Origin of the sequence: Thalassobacillus cyri (genome assembly GCF_900107755.1) — a bacterium.
Lineage (GTDB): Bacteria > Bacillota > Bacilli > Bacillales > Halobacillaceae > Thalassobacillus > Thalassobacillus cyri.
In genome coordinates this window covers 392,362-407,560 of sequence record NZ_FNQR01000001.1, presented here as the reverse complement: position 1 = coordinate 407,560, position 15,199 = coordinate 392,362, and the positions used below count along the sequence as shown (strand labels likewise).

Genomic DNA, 15,199 nt, shown 5'->3' with positions numbered 1-15,199 from the left:
TTTCTTACTAAAACAATACTCTTTTGCCCACAAAAAAGAGGCTTTCCTTATCCGGAAAGCTCCGCAGTTAGTAGACTTTAGTCCGTAATATTATCTTGTACAAATCCCAACTCATTGCCATCTATATCAAGAATCGTAAACTTTCTACTTCCATATGGGGTAGAAAACAATTCCTCTAACACTTCGGCTTTGTTCTTTAATTTATCCCATAGACTATCTACATTATCGACATAAAAATTAAAACGACCTGGGGTTGGATAATTTTCATGCTCCATTAAAGCAAACATCGCTCCCCCTTCATGTTCAAAATGGACATAATTAGGATTTTCTGGTGGCCATGTTGCTTTAACAGTAAAGCCTAGCACTTCTTCATACCATTGAACTGACCTTTTTAAGTCTTCTACATTTGCCCGTACATGCAAGAGTCTTGTTTTCATACTTGAATTCCTCCCTAAATATAACGTTAGATTCTTCAACAAACCTGCCCATTCAGTTAAATAATTAAATGCCCTGATATTCCTTGTGCTTATATAATAAAGGACGCGTGCTCTATTGAGTAATCGCCCCTAACGGTAGATTTGATTTCGAGATGACCTAAAGTAGATAAAACGCCCCAGTTACCGAAAAAATACAGCATAGATTATAAACCCAACTATTATTAGAAGAATTAGTATTCCTGTGCCCTTCCAATTTATGCTACCTGCTAAATCAGAAGTATTGCTCCCGTGGATACTGCTAGAAGGATTGTTTAATTCTTTTTGTCGTAGACCCTCTCTCCTTAGTTCAGGTGTTTTCCTGTCTTTACTCAAGCCAAGCCCCCCTTTTAGTATTGCTACGAGAGACCCTTGTATAATGTTTCACATCTCAACTTTTCTAATTCATTAGTGAAAAAGCGATCGTCAACTTTAAACAATTGCTACCCGATACTTGAAGACTCGATATAAGGATACTTAACAAACTATCTGGTATTATTTTAAGTTTTTAATAAGTACATAGTTTTTATTTTGAGTGGCGTTCAATATAGCAATCGAAAAGAAAACAACACTTTGTTCATATGCTACCATGGAAATAAATAGTAAATAAAGGAGTTGACTCTACATGTCCATACGAGCATTGCCTCATTTAATGTTTGACGGAAATGCAAAGGAAGCGATTCATTACTACAAAAACATATTGGATGCTAAAGTTCTATCGATTCAAAAGTATGGAGAGATTCCGGCATTTCCTGGAATGTCTTTTCCTGAAAAAATCTTGGACTTTGTGGCCCATGCAAGGCTACAAGTTGGTGAAACGGAAATGATACTTTTCGATTCGCCAGGGTTCCCCCGACAAATAGGAAATCAGGCAGCTATTTATGTAACAACGAACGAAGTGGAGAAAACAAAACAAATTTTTGAAGCCTTAAAACAGGAAGGAAAAGTAATCGGTCCATTGGAGGAAACTTCCTTTACCCCTGCTCAAGGTTATGTAAAGGACAAGTTCGGTGTAGCCTTCACAATTATTACTGAAAATAAAAACTAAATTCATATAGAGTGAAAGCGTATAATCCTGTATTCCCTTTATAACTAAACTTAAGTAATATAACCTTCAATTTCAAATTTTTGAATAAGTAAAGGACGATGAATCCAGTTAAATAATTGCCCCATATTGTGAAAGACTTGATTTCGAAATATTTCTATGACTATATCCTCGTTACTTTAGTGCGGGCTATTTTATTAGTCTAATTTTAAACAGGAATAAACTCCACCATCCTAATAAAAAGAAATAGCCTATCCATACGAAAATAGACCAAACAGCACCTTGTTGTAATTGGCTAACTAAATATTCAAATTCATTCATTCCTTCTGTCCTTCCAATACTACTTATCAGACTAACTATCGGAACTGTAATAGTAAATACAAAGGCTGCAACGGACCAGCTTTTCTTATCCCTTTTTACAATACTAAATATGGCAGTAACTAGGGTTATAATGAAAAATAAGTAATATACTGCCCAAATCCAATTAGGCAAAGTCTCCCATTGCATGTCATTTCCCCCTTAATCCCTACATTAATTTTGTACTTGTTCACATTTAACTGCTTCATTTATAGTTTTATATCTAATCCCTTAGGTAAGGATTTTCAGTTCCTGTTGAAATGCCCCCTTACGAGGTAGACTGGAAGCAAGATATTATATTACTCAATATGTAGGGGCATTAATGGGCAAGTTTCATTTAGCCCATTTAAGAAGTTCACTTTGGTTTCTCTAAGTTTTCAATAAATTGATTAAGCTCTGTTATCTTGTTAGTTTTGAATACAATTCCTTTTTCATCAGTAATTATATAGGTAGGAGAACCTTCATATAACCCTAACAATTCCTCTGTGTTTTTAACATCGCTGACAGAAAGGGTGACATGTACTCTTTGAAAAGGAAAGTCTGCTGCAACAGAATTAGGGTAGGTATTGTACCGTCCCTCTTCATTAGGTTCCGGATTATAAGTATAAAGCCCATACCCTTCTTCTATTGTTAGTTCCTGAACAATATCCTGTTTGGAATAAGGTGTGACTGTTACCGACTGGGATTTATAGGAAGGTAATTTACTGTGGTTCTTAAACAGAACATTCTTTGTAACGAGTTTTTCTTCATATTTCTCCCTAATTTCTACGGCCACTTTTTGACCCTGCTTTAAATCATTAAACGAATGTACTTCACCTTTTACTTCCATACTTTCATCTGGTTTTACTATAAAAGCTTCGATTGACTTCTGTTCTTTATCTTGAACCATTTCTTGTTTTTCCGAATCTTCAACAAAGACGATAATTGTATCTTCCTCATGATTCACTTCAAATATTTTACCCTCAACAGAAACAGTTTCATTGGTGGCACATCCAGCAAAAAGTATGATTATAAGCGCGAAGATCCCCATGTTTTAAACATTAAAAACCCCCTTAAGCTTAATTTGAAAGGAACCTCCCAAGCTAGCTATAAAACACTTGACTCTCTTCTCAATCATTGTCGTTTATTAAATTATTGCCCGGATGATAATGCGGCTAGATCCCATAAATTCAAATTTTTAGTATTGAAAAGACAGCGATCTGAAATGATTATTGCTCCCTTTAATTGGCATACTTAGACCAAGATAATTACTTAAAAGAGCTCTTACTTTCTCTAAAGTGATTCCCAAGCCGCAAAGAGCCTGGATAATCGAAAAAATAAAAGCCAACATGAAATGTTGACTCCTCTCGGTATTAATCAGTTTCTAACTGTTTCCGCATCCAATATTTTAAAGATGATGGCACTAGTTTTTTAATCAATGGCAGAAACAAGAGAAGCAAACCTGAAGTCCCCAAAATCACACTAAAAACAAAGAATCCATGTGCGTGTTGGGGAATGTTTCCTTCAGGGACTCTTTCTGCGGTTTGGATACCTAAGAAGCTAATACCTATGCCATCCCCATCAGCATTTGTTCCCATTGCTTTTAACTCAATTCCTTTTTCATATGCCATATAGGATAAATAAGCAATAAAAACAACAGCCAATATTCTAAAGAAATTCATTGAAACACCTCTAAATGTCAAAATATTGTTACTTTTAGCATAGCATACATATTTTGAAGGAGAAAGATGATCGCAGGGATAAAGTCAACCCCAAACACACCCCTAATGAGTATTTAATTAAGCCTCCTTAAACGGAAGACTTATGTCGAGATAATACCCTGGATTCGAACTTAAACTAACGCCGCCTTTAGTTCAATAAGGAACACATTACCATATTTCCTTGTAATCAATATATAACCTTTTAACCCCTTTATGATAAAGAAGGACAATTCCGTTTTTTTATGCCTGGAGGAAATGTATAAATTTGTATGATTTGATCAATGACTGTTATTTGCTACTTGTATAGGGCGTTTATGAAGAATGACCAACACATATGGGCGAACCCACTGGATGATTACCCCTGTAATTAATGCATTTAGCAGCGTTCCAATACCAATAGCACCATTGAATAAGAAAGCAATAATTACTAATACCATACTAATGATCGCCCGTGACCTGCTAAAAGACCAACTTGTTTTATCCGTTAAAATAACCATGGATCGGTCCATAGGATTTGGTGCAAAGTCTGATTCTAAATAAATCGCAATACCTATTCCGCCTAAAAGAATGCCTAGTAAGACTAATAAAACCTGTTCAAATAAATGATTAGGTATTAACCATTCTCCTAATAAAAAAAGCCATGTATCAATCCCAATCCCTGTAATAATTGAAGTTAATATTGCTAAAATTTCTGGTTTTGCTTTTAAAGCTGCTGCATTAAGCAAAACCATAGCCGAACCAACAACAATTTCCCAACTACCAATGGTTAATCCAAATGTACGATATAAACCAACGAGTAATGCATCAAATGGTGAAGTGCCTAATTGGGATTGAATGGTGAGAGTAATTCCTAATGTTAATACGGAAATCCCAATAAAATAGATCAGAAACGAATGACCGATTTTTCGCATATGACCCCCCCTTTCCTAAGAAACGCTTGCGTGTTTTTAAGCATGATATAGTCTGTTAGTGCTTCATCATCCATATAAAAAGAGTGGGTTCCAGTTTGGACAAATCCCACTTTCTTATAAAAAAGCAATCGCATTTTCAGTTTTTTCTACGGCTAGCCAGACTTCTATTTTGTTATGCCCCATCAGAATTTTTATGGCTCTATTTATCAGATATTTACCTAGACCATATTTTTAAAATGGATGATCATATATAGCAATCGCCCCATATCTTTAAGACTAGAATTCATATAAACATCTAAATTAAGGGAAATATAGATGTGATCAGTTGGTTTTTCTAGCTTTCATCACTTCAGCTAATTGTTGAGCGTTCAAATCTTCCTCCTTAAATAGTTTATCAATAATGTTGTCATAGTCCTCTTTATTTCGATTTTGACTTAATTTATATGCTGCCTCAACTTCTAGAACTTTCACTTTAAATCCAACGATGCCTTTGATTTGGTTCTTGGTTTTTGGAGAGAAGTTCTCCCATAACGCTGCATGTTCACGGTGTTGTTCATACTTTTGCAATAGAGATTTCAGGTCTTCCTGCAATTCTTGTTCACTCATAAGACTAGCCGTTCCATATACATGGACAGCTTGATAATTCCATGTGGGTACATCTTCAGCCTTGTACCACGAGGATGAAATGTAAGCATGCGGGCCTTGATACATAACAAGAACAGGATCATCCCCGAAAGTTTTCCACTGTTGATTCGCATAAGCCAAGTGTCCAGTGAGATAGTAGTCATCCCCTTGTTTATGTAACTCCAAAGGTAAGTGAGTCGCTTTTGGTTTTCCATGTTGTGTCGTCACAATCGTTCCAAAAGAGTTCCTCTGAATAAAATTTCTGATTTCATCGAAATCTGTGACTTTATACTGCATTGGGATATACATCCACATTCACCTCTTTACTCATTATTGAAGTCTTCTAACCATTATTAAGTCAATTTGTTCTTCATTCCCCATAAAAAAAGAGTGCGTTCCGGTTTGAACAAACCCTAATCTTTTGTAGAAAGAAATAGCATTTTTATTTTTTTCCCATACACCCAGCCAGATCTTACTTTTATTTTGGTCCATAGCAATATCCATAACTTTATTGAATAGATATTTACCAAGTCCATGCTTTTGAAATTTATTTATAATATAAATCCGCTCGATCTCAAGAGAGTCATCATCCATTTCTTCAGACTGAGCATCCCCAGTATTAACCTTTACATATCCAGCGATCTCCTCATTAAAAGACACAAAAAAGAAAGTCGATAAAGGATTGGATAACTCATTTTCTACTTGCTTTATATTAAATGCCTCTTCCAAATAGGCCTTCATATTCTCTGGCGAATTCTGATCCTCGAATGTCTCCTTAAATGTTTCATAGCCAATTTCTTGAAGTTTTCGTGAATCTTCCAAAGTACAGAAGAAGATCGAAAATGGTTTCTATTTCTACTTCGGACAAACCCTCTAAGGCAACAGAATTGGAATGATCATTTTCTCTTTTAATAAAAGGAAAAACCTTTTTCCCTTTCTCTGTTGGGTAGAGTTTTTTTATCTTTTTGTTATATTCATCTTCTTTTTTCTCTATAAAGCCATTCATTTTAAGTTTCTTTATAGACCGGGCTGCTGTAGTTCGGTCTACTTTAATCATTTCCGCTACCTTTCCCTGAATAATTCCCGGGTTTTCACAGATTCTTACAAGGTACAAATACTGCCCTCGCGTGAGGTCAAATTCTTTAAATTTTAATTGCTTATGGAATCTAACGCCCTCGCTATCATTCCAATTTCACGTAGTATTTCCTTCATATTAAACTCTTCACCAGGTTTTTGTTGCAATTGGAACAATTAACATCATATACTTAGCCTGACTTAATTTGGTTATTTGCAACAAAAAATAAAGAGGGAGATCCGTGTGAAGTTTTTCTTTTATGTATGAGGATTCTTGCTACTAATCCTTGGTATTTCTTTCATGAAGGATACATTAAACTGTACTGCCGTTATTTTTTATCTTTCTAAATCAACCAATATAAAAAAATCCTATACGGTATCGCCCATCGAATAAAGTGCCGACCCACCTTAGTAATCATTAACACACCGGGGGTCAGACACTTTCTATTAAAATCGGACGCATCTTACTTTGAAAAGCGCCCTTTAGGGGAGAACTCAGTACTGTGATAAATCTGTCTTACCTGAATAGAATTTATCTAAAATATCAAAAAACTCATACTGAGAACTACAAATGAAAAATTGATTTAGGTTATTTCCATGGGGATAAATCAGATCTATGTAAAAATGCCCCATACGTAATTACTTACATGTGAGGCTTTGGCTTATAAGTGGTTATTCCACCGCTTTACACTTCATCCGTTTAACCCATTTCTGTAGAAGGTCATAATACCGGTGCAAGTTCGAGTAGATTTTAATGGCCACTTCTTCATTATAAGTATGGACAGTCAAATTACGATCGTTTACCATCTCTAAAGCCAGAATGGCCTCTTCATCCTTTAACAAGTTGACCTCCCTACAACTGCGAATGACGCCCTTCGGAGAGCCGACATCCACTCCTTCTATTTCAAATAAATATTGCTTAGCCGCTTTCCAACTAGCCTCGAAAGAGAATTCAAACCGTTGAATTGCCGCATCTCGTTCCACATCATTCGGCTTTTTAAGGGTGGCTAGCTTTTCAAAGGCAACCAACGCTTTCTCTGCTGCTTCTAATCGTTGGCGTAATCTTTCCATAGAATCCCCTCCTCTTTCACTTGTTGGACTAACGCTTCTTTAGCATGATGTAAATCTACGACGTCCACCTTATAAGGAATAGTAGACTCCTCGATTTGCTCAATCAGTTTATTCCATTTAGAAGGAGAAATCGGGGAGTGGGATTCGATAGCAATGTCAATATCCGAACTATGTTTTTCTTCCTGGCGGGCCCAAGAACCAAATAAGTAAACACGCGCATTTTCCTTGGTGAGTTGCTCATTAAAAATTGATTTTAATTGTTCCAGAATTCTCTCCCGTAAATCAGCAGGACATCCCATATTATCCCTTCCTCTTTTTGTCCCATTATAGCATAAAGCAACTGTTCAAGTATTGATTGTTGAAGACTTCCATCCTCACCTTCTTTTATCCCTTATCTAAGCTAGGATTCATCACTTGTAAGCATTTTTACATCTTCCTAATATTCGTATTTAAACAAAATGGTAGTAAATCCCTTCTTTTCTAATTAGGGATGACCACCTGATTATTATTGAAATTATTGCTAAACCAACCGATACGGAGGTGACTGGAAATGGAAAAGAACCAGACAACACCTGGTATTAATGTTGAACAGCAAGTGGGAACGAATTCTACGATGAAGCCAGGCTATTTAGTAACAAATACAAAAAAGTAAAACAGGATGTAAGCAAAAGTATAGGGACCTTCAGTAATCCACGACATGTCATAGATAAAGCAATGGAGATAGAAAGATGACACTAAACGTAAATACTTCAGCCACTAGTGAAATGGGTGAATGTCTCTTAATATACTTCCACTAACCAGAGTGTAACTCGTAAAAGCAGTTACGGATTCTTTTTATAAAAATCATAAAGCATAGCTCCAGAACACAAAATCATATAATGTTGGAGGCTGAATTATGTGGTATGTTTTCCTTTATTTCCAAATAGGCTTCCTTGTTGGATAAGGTGTTTTTTTGTGTTGGATTTTGGATGGGTGAATATTTGGTTAAAGTAACGACTGGTATATTTGTGGTTGGAAGGTTCAAAATAAGACCAATACTATTTACTATAGGGAGATAATAATAATGGTGTATGTTCTCTTATGGATGATACTTATTAGTTATCATTATTTTTAATTAAGAAACATGATCTAAAACGTTTTATGCCGGCTTCTATATTAGCTTCTCTTTTAGTAACCATAATTTTTGAAATGAGTTATGTTTATAATTGGTGGACTGTTCAAAAAGCAATTGCGCAATGGGGACACATTACAAGTATTCCTTTGGTGTATGGTGCTTTTCTCATTGGAACTATATGGATTTTACGCTATACCTTTGATAAAGGATTTAAGTTTTATATTATTGCTAATGCAATCGTCGATGCTATTTATGCTTTTATCGGTCTGAATATTTTAATATATTTAGGCATATATAGATTGGAAAACATGGGCAATTTGGGGGATATTCTTTTTAATGATCTTTTTGGCGCTAATTGTGTATCTTTATCAAAGATGGCAAGACACAATTATGAAAAAAGAGTAAGAAAAAAAGTGATGATTTTTTAGGATTTTATTAAAAAACGCTTATCTGATGACAGGTAAGCGTCGGAAGTAAGGTACTGAGCCAGTCAGTGTTTTTACCACCCAGTTTATAATTACTGCTCATCCGTGTCTTTTAGAAACGGAATAGAAAAGAGAGCTTGAATTCAAGCTCTCTTTTTCTTAGGATAAAGGTTTGTTCATGACCTTCTTCCGCTTTCCTGATTTAAGAACATCCTCATAGACCCCTACAATAAATTGATAATCCCCCTCTACAATAAATTCTTCAAATGAATTTCCAATACGACTATATACACCTAAACCATTTTCTTTTAATACTATTCCAAATGCTAATTTGTCGTAGGTAGTGGTATTGCAAATACATCACCCACATATATTCTTAGCTTTTTCTCACTCACATTTGATCCCCTTTTATTGGATAAGCCCCCTAGAAAAGTGCCTGACCACCACCTTAGTAATGCATTAAATCACCGGGGGCAGGCACTTTCTATTTTACTGAAGGTAATTATGGATTCTTATCAAGCAAAAAGGGGATGCCGCTTAGCTAAAAACAATGATAAAATAAACTTAACTAGAACCTGAAGGAGCGACAGCTATGAGTCATTCCCTTAATCCTAATAACTCTTTCAAAGACTTATTCGACTCCCCGGAAGGAATGGCGGATCGCATCGCCGAGAACTTAGGTTGTCCGGTAACAATTGAGGACGCCAACCATCGCATCGTATCTTACAGTAAGCACGAAACCAATGTAGATGATGCGCGTACCGCCACGATTATGCGCAGGAAAGTTCCTGAACACGTTGTAAATGGATTATGGAAGCAGGGCATTATGTCTCATTTATTTGGAAGCAGTGAACCGATTGTTATCGATAAAATTAATGAGATTGGGCTTGGGAACCGTGTAGCCATTTCCGTTCGCAAAAATAAAGAAATCCTCGGCTTCATTTGGGCCCAAACGAACGATATTCAAATAGCCGATCACCACTTAGAGCAAATGAAAGACGCTTCTCAGCTTGTCAGCCACCATTTGCTTCGCCAGCAAGCGAAAAAAAGAAAAACCGAAGAGCATCAAAAAGAGTTTTTCTGGCAGCTTTTAATGGGTACGTTACGGCACAAAACGGAAATTAATCGTCACGCAAAGCGATTTCATCTCTCACTTCAAGGCCAGTTGTGTGTGGTGGTATTAGATTTTACCGAAAAGATGAGCCAATCCGTTGAGCGTCACGCCTACTATCTAACGGAAACCCTTCATCAAACGCGTGTCGTGACACGCCTTTTTGATGATAATCAGCTGATTTTATTAGTACGCACAGAAAATAAGGTCGATGCGGCAGAAGTAAGCCATGCCTTCATACGCGATTTCACTCAAAAAATGAAAGAGCGCCTCGGCTTTGAAGATATGCGGGCTGCTTTTGGCCTCATCTACGACAGCCCCGAAGCTATTAGCGCAAGCTACAAACAGGCTTTAAAAGTACTTGAGCTGAAAGAAGAGTACCCTAAGGCTCTTGCAGATGTCGACAGTTACCAGGACCTTGGCGTTTACCAATTCATCAACGAGCTGTCCGCCCTTCAAAAACGAGAAAATTATCGGAACGAAACAATTGAAAAAATCCGCACCTATGATGCCAAAAATAAGTCCATGCTTCTCGAAACACTAAGGGTGTTTTTGCAAGAAAACAGCAATGTGCACAAAGCAGCTGCGTATATGCACATTCATACTAATACGTTAAATTACCGGTTAAAACGGATGAAAGAAATCGGAAACGTTGATTTTAAGGACTCCAACCAGAAAACCATGCTCTACTTAGATTTACTAATAGAAGAAAACGAGCGGGGGGGTTTGTGATTTTACACAAAACCCCCCGCTTATTTTTTCATATTTCACTAAACAAAAATAAAAGTAAGCAGGCTATACTTTCGTTACAAACAACAAACGAAAGGTGGACCTTTTCCATGATTATCGGAATCCCAAAAGAGATTAAAAACAACGAAAACCGAGTGGCGATCACTCCATCAGGCGTTGTGAACCTGACTAAAGCTGGCCACACGATCCTTATTGAATCGAACGCAGGAGAGGGCAGTAATTTTACCAACGAGGAATATAAAAAAGCCGGTGCCACCATCATTGAAAGCGCTTCCGATGTATGGGCTCAAGCGGAGATGGTCATGAAAGTGAAGGAGCCGCTTCCAGCTGAGTATGGCTACTTCCGAAAAGGACTAATCCTGTTCACCTACCTTCACCTGGCAGCGGAACCAGAACTAACAGAAGCACTTCTAGAGAACGAAGTGACAGCAATTGCCTACGAAACGGTAACAGCGAACAATAAGCTTCCACTGCTTACACCGATGAGTGAAGTCGCTGGCCGCATGGCTACACAAGTAGGGGCTCAGTACCTAGAAAAATCCTACGGTGGAAAAGGAATTCTTTTAAGCGGTGTACCTGGTGTATCCCGTGGAAAAGTTGTCATCATCGGTGGCGGAATTGTCGGGACGAACGCAGCTAAGATCGCAATCGGACTTGGTGCCCACGTAACGATTCTTGACTTGAATCCAGATCGTCTCCGTGAGCTCGATGACCAATTCGGATCTGCCATTCAAACGCTTATGTCTAACCCACTTAATATCGCAGAAGCTGTCAAAGAAGCAGACCTCGTGATCGGAGCCGTGTTAATCCCAGGAGCAAAAGCACCGAAGCTTGTCACCGAAGACATGGTTAAATCGATGAAAGAAGGATCTGTCATCGTGGATGTCGCAATCGACCAGGGCGGTAACTTTGAGACAGTTGATCATATCACAACACATGACCACCCGATATACGAAAAACACGGCGTGCTTCATTATGCAGTGGCAAACATTCCAGGTGCCGTGCCACGTACGGCAACCATTGCTTTGACAAACGTGACAATACCATATGCCATTCAAATCGCAACCAAAGGTGTAACAGAAGCAATAAAAAACCCAGCGATTGAGCAAGGTGTCAATACGGTAAACGGAAAATTGACATACGAAGCCGTTGCTCGTGATCTTGGATATGAATATATACCGGTCCAGGAAGCATTCAGGCAGCTTGCCCACGCGTAATGCTGAATCCTCTCCATTTATGTGGAGGGGGTTTTTTCCGTTATTTGGTTTGGTGGGCGAAATACGTGTGAGTTTGGTTGATACATTTAAAAAGTGCCTGACCCCCACCTTAGTAATTCATTAACGCACCGGAGGACAGGCACTTTCTATAGCCCCCTATCTTGAAGAGTCAATTCAAAGATATCATTCCTATTCAAGTTGGTTTGTCCATGTCTAATTACATATATCACTCGAATAATCCCTTATTAAATCTATTTTAAATAAGTATCTTGTTGAACATTCCTGCTCCGTTAGCATAATAAGCATTAGTAGCCACTATTCAGCTATTGCCCCAATACTTGAAGACTTGAATTCAAGACATATCACTGAATTATTGCAGCTTCGTTCAGTTCATCACTTATCTATTGCTTTAACATGAAAGTAGTACTCATAGCCAAAACTATAGCAGAGCCATTGACGGGCATAGCCTTTATTGGTATAATTAAAATTAATTATTCTTGTTCGTTTAAAAATGAAAGCAAAAGTAACTAGTAAGTCACTTTCGTCTGGAATTAATATGCAGAGCAATAATAGTAATACATTGTGGATCAGTTCCACGCAGGAGGTAACATTTTATGTTACAAGGTAATGTTAAATGGTTTAACGAAAGTAAAGGTTTTGGATTTATTGAAGTAGAAGGGCAAGACGATGTATTTGTTCATTTCTCTGCTATTCAAGGCGAAGGTTTCAAAACGTTAGAAGAAAACGAGACAGTTTCCTTTGAAATTGTTGAAGGTAACCGTGGACTCCAAGCTGCTAACGTTCAGAAATAATAGTTACTAGTTAAAAAAGAGACTTCCGAATTCGGAAGTCTCTTTTTTGTATCATTGGGCTTTGATTAGGTAAGATTTAGAATTTAATTTCGAACAGCGAAGATTATTTTTTAGTAAACCTAATAAACCCAATGAGAATCCTAAAGAACAACTTCAGCACCGAATCATCATAAATGCAAAAAACTCCCAAGACGTAAGCGTACTATTGAATCCTTTGATGAGAAACAGATTTTTATTCTAAGTTTGAACTATCCGATTACTGACAATGAATTTACCACCATTCCCATACTTTTTACCACCAAGTGACAAAAATCTCACCATTAAATGACTGACGTTTTACCACTAATTACTTTTGTATAGTTAAGTGAGTACATTACACTTGTATTACGAAGTAAACTGATACTGTGCAATAAATTTTTTTGTTTTCAGGTGACTTTGTGAAAAAGTGACGGGACCGATTTAGTCGTTTAAATCAACCTCCCTTTTATTGGTGATCCGGCACGATTCCAATTTTTTTTGCTTTTTCTAATTTTTAAAGAAAAATTAGTTGACTTCTAAGATTAAATTATGATATTATTAAAAATTTGATGAAAAACAACATATGTGTTATGCTTAACTAGGTTACCATATATGGAGGTGGATTTTTTGTTTCAAATTGGCGATAACATTGTTTATCCAATGCACGGAGTAGGTATAATTAAAGCCATAGAAGAAAAGGAAATCTCGGGAGAAAAACAACAGTATTATGTGATAAAAATGTTAATCAGTAATATGCAAGTCATGATTCCTACGGGTAGAATATTGAGTTCAAGTATACGCCCAGTTACTGACATAATTGCATTAAAACACATTATACACATTTTTCAGCATGGAGAATCAGATAGATTACTGCCTTGGAAACAAAGGTTTAAAGTGAACACGGACAAAATAAAAACAGGTAAAATACAAGAAGGTGCTGAAGTCGTACGTGATTTAAAGCGTATGAAGAAAGAGAAAGCGCTTAACACAAGCGAAAAAAAAATGTTTGATAACGCACATGAATTTTTGATTAGTGAACTGAGATTAATTAAAGGGATCACAGAAAATCAAATAAAAATTTTCAGTTAAAGTTAATTATAGATAAGGTAAATCATGATAATGCGTTATACGAGAAAATAGTTTTTTGATTATTAAGCTACAACGATTGTAAAATCGCTGTAGTTTTTTTGATGTTAATTCACACATCGATTCGCAATCCAAATCACAATCCTACAATAAATATTTCAGTGTTGTGAAAAGATTTGCGGTTTTAGTTAAAACACTCGCAAAAGTGGTTAAAATCCCGTAATAACAATAAAAAAATACTGCTAAAAAACGGCAGAGATGGTACATTCTTGTGGTTGTAATCATCATTACTCACTATGCATCTATTGCCCCCTATACAGGAAGACTCGGAATCAAGATATCTTCTGTTTTTTACTTTAGCAGCCGTTAATTGAACAATATAGTTTGCATATTTTTTATTTAATTACTTTTTCAAGACAGTCAACAACGGTATTTCCAAAAGACCTAACATCAGATAAGTAATCGAAGCCTTCAGGAGAGCCAAAGCTATTAAACATACGAACTGCAACCAAATTTTCTTCTGGAATTACTAATAAGGTTACACCAGTATAACCGAGGATTTGAAAAGAACCGCCAGGCACATTATCACCTATTTCAGTTTTCTTAGAAGGTAGATCTTTTACAAACCATAAGAAACCATTTTGAGGTAAATCTCTATCTAAATTTGCTGGACTTTGAATAGATGTTGCCATATGTATCATCTCTTTAGGGACAATTTGTTTTCCATTTATATTACCTAATAGCTTTATAAGCATCCTTTTGCTTTTTATTACCTTTTTTCATATCCTCAAACAGGTTGAACAACTTGTCATCACCCCTAAGAATGCTTATTTCCCCTTTACAAAACTAACTCAATTATTAAAAGTTCATCTTCCACTTTTGCCCCTTTAGTTGAAAACTCGAAATCGAGATGTGTTACGTATAAGCTTCCGGATGCTTAACAATTCACGTCTAGATCACACCAATAGACATAATAAAGCCAGCATTAGATGCTGACTCTGGGTTTTGACTTATCTTTGGTTACTCAAGGTTATTTTTTCTGATTTACCCTGCCAATCAATAGTTACCTTGATTTTATCATCTTCCCCTGTTACGGCACACCCTGAACAACTATTTGGTGATGACTTATATACTCCATCATTTAAAGGGATGTCATTTCCATCCCCACCTCCAGAAACGCTGTCTAATGTATAATCCATTTCCTTGGGAGATTTTCCTTCCCCGATATACCTAATTTCCAAGCTTTTTGACTCACTATCTTCGGATTGAATGTCTACTTGATAGACAACCTCCCAATTATCACTTTTCCCTTGAAAATTAATTGTTTCTTGCCCTTGGCAAGCAAACAAAGTTAAGAGCAAAGCAATAACTAACATTAAAAATCTTAATTTCAATTTCTACCTCCTCAATC

18 protein-coding genes and 2 pseudogenes are annotated in these 15,199 nt (G+C 36.6%); 6 read left to right on the top strand and 14 right to left on the bottom strand.

Features of this window, described 5'->3' with window-relative positions; genetic code table 11:
• Positions 1–77: 77 nt before the first annotated feature.
• Both BLV00_RS01945 and BLV00_RS22260 read right to left on the bottom strand, forming a co-directional pair.
• Positions 78–437, bottom strand: a complete 360-nt coding sequence (locus BLV00_RS01945) for a VOC family protein (RefSeq protein WP_093041738.1) — start codon at positions 435–437, stop codon at positions 78–80.
• A gap of 180 nt (positions 438–617) precedes the next feature.
• Positions 618–809 carry a DUF6366 family protein gene (locus BLV00_RS22260; RefSeq protein ID WP_093041735.1) on the bottom strand — a complete coding sequence of 64 codons (192 nt, stop codon included), beginning with the start codon at positions 807–809 and terminating at the stop codon, positions 618–620.
• Between the two features lie 289 nt (positions 810–1,098).
• Here BLV00_RS22260 and BLV00_RS01935 point away from each other — a divergent pair, with 289 nt between their 5' ends.
• A complete protein-coding gene (locus BLV00_RS01935; RefSeq protein ID WP_093041733.1) occupies positions 1,099–1,521 on the top strand; it encodes a VOC family protein in 423 nt (140 codons plus the stop codon).
• 186 nt (positions 1,522–1,707) lie between these two features.
• On the opposite strand, the gene BLV00_RS01930 is transcribed toward BLV00_RS01935, so the two are convergent.
• The 10 genes and pseudogenes from BLV00_RS01930 to BLV00_RS01890 all read right to left on the bottom strand — a co-directional run bounded on the left by BLV00_RS01930 (position 1,708) and on the right by BLV00_RS01890 (position 7,554).
• Positions 1,708–2,025 carry a hypothetical protein gene (locus tag BLV00_RS01930; RefSeq protein ID WP_093041730.1) on the bottom strand — a complete coding sequence of 106 codons (318 nt, stop codon included), beginning with the start codon at positions 2,023–2,025 and terminating at the stop codon, positions 1,708–1,710.
• Between the two features lie 205 nt (positions 2,026–2,230).
• On the bottom strand, positions 2,231–2,905 hold the full coding sequence (locus BLV00_RS01925; protein ID WP_093041727.1) for a hypothetical protein: 675 nt from the start codon (positions 2,903–2,905) through the stop codon (positions 2,231–2,233).
• A gap of 322 nt (positions 2,906–3,227) precedes the next feature.
• Entirely contained in the window at positions 3,228–3,536 is a 309-nt protein-coding gene (locus tag BLV00_RS01920; RefSeq protein ID WP_093041724.1) for a hypothetical protein, read from the bottom strand.
• A gap of 317 nt (positions 3,537–3,853) precedes the next feature.
• Complete coding sequence (locus BLV00_RS01915) at positions 3,854–4,486, bottom strand: YczE/YyaS/YitT family protein (RefSeq protein ID WP_093041722.1); 633 nt, start codon at positions 4,484–4,486, stop codon at positions 3,854–3,856.
• A pseudogene (locus BLV00_RS22255) lies at positions 4,459–4,717 on the bottom strand (GNAT family N-acetyltransferase); the annotation flags it as partial. The gene BLV00_RS01915 and the pseudogene BLV00_RS22255, both read right to left, overlap by 28 nt.
• A gap of 90 nt (positions 4,718–4,807) precedes the next feature.
• Complete coding sequence (locus BLV00_RS01910; RefSeq protein WP_093041719.1) at positions 4,808–5,419, bottom strand: FMN-binding negative transcriptional regulator; 612 nt, start codon at positions 5,417–5,419, stop codon at positions 4,808–4,810.
• Between the two features lie 21 nt (positions 5,420–5,440).
• Positions 5,441–5,932, bottom strand: coding sequence for a spermidine/spermine N(1)-acetyltransferase (gene paiA / locus BLV00_RS01905; RefSeq protein ID WP_281242962.1), 492 nt, complete (start codon positions 5,930–5,932; stop codon positions 5,441–5,443).
• 7 nt (positions 5,933–5,939) lie between these two features.
• Positions 5,940–6,322, bottom strand: a pseudogene (locus tag BLV00_RS01900) (MarR family winged helix-turn-helix transcriptional regulator); the annotation flags it as partial.
• A gap of 534 nt (positions 6,323–6,856) precedes the next feature.
• Positions 6,857–7,255 (bottom strand): HI0074 family nucleotidyltransferase substrate-binding subunit, encoded by a 399-nt coding sequence (locus tag BLV00_RS01895; RefSeq protein WP_093041714.1) that lies wholly within the window; start codon positions 7,253–7,255, stop codon positions 6,857–6,859.
• Complete coding sequence (locus BLV00_RS01890; protein ID WP_093041712.1) at positions 7,231–7,554, bottom strand: nucleotidyltransferase family protein; 324 nt, start codon at positions 7,552–7,554, stop codon at positions 7,231–7,233. Before BLV00_RS01890 ends, BLV00_RS01895 begins: the two co-directional genes overlap by 25 nt.
• An 841-nt stretch (positions 7,555–8,395) precedes the next feature.
• Between BLV00_RS01890 and BLV00_RS01885 the strand changes: the two genes are divergently transcribed.
• The 5 genes from BLV00_RS01885 (at position 8,396) to BLV00_RS01865 (ending at position 13,791) form a co-directional block, all read left to right on the top strand.
• A complete protein-coding gene (locus tag BLV00_RS01885) occupies positions 8,396–8,797 on the top strand; it encodes a hypothetical protein (protein ID WP_093041709.1) in 402 nt (133 codons plus the stop codon).
• Between the two features lie 589 nt (positions 8,798–9,386).
• Positions 9,387–10,637, top strand: coding sequence for a PucR family transcriptional regulator (locus tag BLV00_RS01880; RefSeq protein ID WP_093041706.1), 1,251 nt, complete (start codon positions 9,387–9,389; stop codon positions 10,635–10,637).
• Positions 10,638–10,744: 107 nt separating this feature from the next.
• The gene (gene ald / locus BLV00_RS01875) at positions 10,745–11,872 is read left to right on the top strand and encodes an alanine dehydrogenase (RefSeq protein WP_093041703.1); all 1,128 of its coding nucleotides are present in this window, start codon (positions 10,745–10,747) and stop codon (positions 11,870–11,872) included.
• A gap of 614 nt (positions 11,873–12,486) precedes the next feature.
• The gene (locus BLV00_RS01870) at positions 12,487–12,684 is read left to right on the top strand and encodes a cold-shock protein (RefSeq protein ID WP_093041702.1); all 198 of its coding nucleotides are present in this window, start codon (positions 12,487–12,489) and stop codon (positions 12,682–12,684) included.
• Positions 12,685–13,314: 630 nt separating this feature from the next.
• Positions 13,315–13,791: a CarD family transcriptional regulator gene (locus BLV00_RS01865; RefSeq protein WP_093041701.1), complete on the top strand. Its 477-nt coding sequence runs from the start codon at positions 13,315–13,317 to the stop codon at positions 13,789–13,791.
• A 392-nt stretch (positions 13,792–14,183) separates the two neighbouring features.
• On the opposite strand, the gene BLV00_RS01860 is transcribed toward BLV00_RS01865, so the two are convergent.
• On the bottom strand, positions 14,184–14,543 hold the full coding sequence (locus BLV00_RS01860; protein ID WP_281242961.1) for a serine hydrolase: 360 nt from the start codon (positions 14,541–14,543) through the stop codon (positions 14,184–14,186).
• A 255-nt stretch (positions 14,544–14,798) separates the two neighbouring features.
• Complete coding sequence (locus BLV00_RS01855) at positions 14,799–15,182, bottom strand: hypothetical protein (protein ID WP_093041698.1); 384 nt, start codon at positions 15,180–15,182, stop codon at positions 14,799–14,801.
• Between the last annotated feature and the right edge of the window lie 17 nt (positions 15,183–15,199).

Coding starts and splice junctions, on each gene's coding strand:
- BLV00_RS01945 (WP_093041738.1), bottom strand. CDS start 437: ATGAAAACAAGACTCTTGCATGTACGGGCAAATGTAGAAGACTTAAAA.
- BLV00_RS01935 (WP_093041733.1), top strand. CDS start 1,099: ATGTCCATACGAGCATTGCCTCATTTAATGTTTGACGGAAATGCAAAG.
- BLV00_RS01930 (WP_093041730.1), bottom strand. CDS start 2,025: ATGCAATGGGAGACTTTGCCTAATTGGATTTGGGCAGTATATTACTTA.
- BLV00_RS01925 (WP_093041727.1), bottom strand. CDS start 2,905: ATGGGGATCTTCGCGCTTATAATCATACTTTTTGCTGGATGTGCCACC.
- BLV00_RS01920 (WP_093041724.1), bottom strand. CDS start 3,536: ATGAATTTCTTTAGAATATTGGCTGTTGTTTTTATTGCTTATTTATCC.
- BLV00_RS01915 (WP_093041722.1), bottom strand. CDS start 4,486: ATGCGAAAAATCGGTCATTCGTTTCTGATCTATTTTATTGGGATTTCC.
- BLV00_RS01910 (WP_093041719.1), bottom strand. CDS start 5,419: ATGTATATCCCAATGCAGTATAAAGTCACAGATTTCGATGAAATCAGA.
- BLV00_RS01895 (WP_093041714.1), bottom strand. CDS start 7,255: ATGGAAAGATTACGCCAACGATTAGAAGCAGCAGAGAAAGCGTTGGTT.
- BLV00_RS01890 (WP_093041712.1), bottom strand. CDS start 7,554: ATGGGATGTCCTGCTGATTTACGGGAGAGAATTCTGGAACAATTAAAA.
- BLV00_RS01885 (WP_093041709.1), top strand. CDS start 8,396: ATGCCGGCTTCTATATTAGCTTCTCTTTTAGTAACCATAATTTTTGAA.
- BLV00_RS01880 (WP_093041706.1), top strand. CDS start 9,387: ATGAGTCATTCCCTTAATCCTAATAACTCTTTCAAAGACTTATTCGAC.
- ald (WP_093041703.1), top strand. CDS start 10,745: ATGATTATCGGAATCCCAAAAGAGATTAAAAACAACGAAAACCGAGTG.
- BLV00_RS01870 (WP_093041702.1), top strand. CDS start 12,487: ATGTTACAAGGTAATGTTAAATGGTTTAACGAAAGTAAAGGTTTTGGA.
- BLV00_RS01865 (WP_093041701.1), top strand. CDS start 13,315: ATGGAGGTGGATTTTTTGTTTCAAATTGGCGATAACATTGTTTATCCA.
- BLV00_RS01860 (WP_281242961.1), bottom strand. CDS start 14,543: ATGCTTATAAAGCTATTAGGTAATATAAATGGAAAACAAATTGTCCCT.